Raw genomic sequence first — 516 nt, forward strand, 5'->3', positions numbered from 1 at the left:
ATATCATGTCGATGCTGTTCCCTCGCCATTTTTCTGCCCTCCTGCTACTTTGAGGACTATTATAGCACATTCCTATTGACGACACAACCTAGCACCGCTCACAGATTTTCTTCCCCTTATCAGGCTTGTTTCAGAGATTTTATGTCCTGCGAATGCCAGCTTACGACGTCTTTCAGAGCTTCGGTGCCAGATTTGACATTGTTCAGGGTGATCTCCATCCGGTCCAGCTGATGCAGTTTGGAGTATGTCTCCTGCTGGGCCTCGCATAAAAGCGCCATATTCTTATTGGTGGCTTCAAGAAGCACTCGTGTGTGACGGGTGTCTTCCTCGATCTGATCCAGCCGACCGTCCATTTTATCCAGTCGGCAGGTTGTTTGTGCTTGCGTCTTCTCGATTTTATCTAGGTAGTGTTCACATAAGCACATCGACAATGAGAGCAAAAAAAACAAAAGCCAAAAAGATAATATCCAGTTTGTCATAGCGGGTAAAAATGCGACGAAATCGCTTGATACGGCG

The 516-nt window shown here is 46.3% G+C and carries 1 protein-coding gene and 1 pseudogene; both read right to left on the reverse strand.

Going from position 1 to position 516, the window contains the following annotated elements; genetic code table 11:
• Nucleotides 1-119: 119 nt before the first annotated feature.
• Nucleotides 120-353 (reverse strand): hypothetical protein, encoded by a 234-nt coding sequence (locus D5269_RS18820; protein WP_120487730.1) that lies wholly within the window; start codon nucleotides 351-353, stop codon nucleotides 120-122.
• A 58-nt stretch (nucleotides 354-411) separates the two neighbouring features.
• Nucleotides 412-516 (reverse strand): annotated as a pseudogene (locus D5269_RS18825) (IS5/IS1182 family transposase); the annotation flags it as partial.

It is taken from the genome of Anaerotruncus sp. 1XD42-93 (assembly GCF_009917605.1).
In the GTDB taxonomy this organism is placed as follows: domain Bacteria; phylum Bacillota; class Clostridia; order Oscillospirales; family Ruminococcaceae; genus Anaerotruncus.

Coding starts and splice junctions, on each gene's coding strand:
- D5269_RS18820 (WP_120487730.1), bottom strand. CDS start 353: ATGGACGGTCGGCTGGATCAGATCGAGGAAGACACCCGTCACACACGA.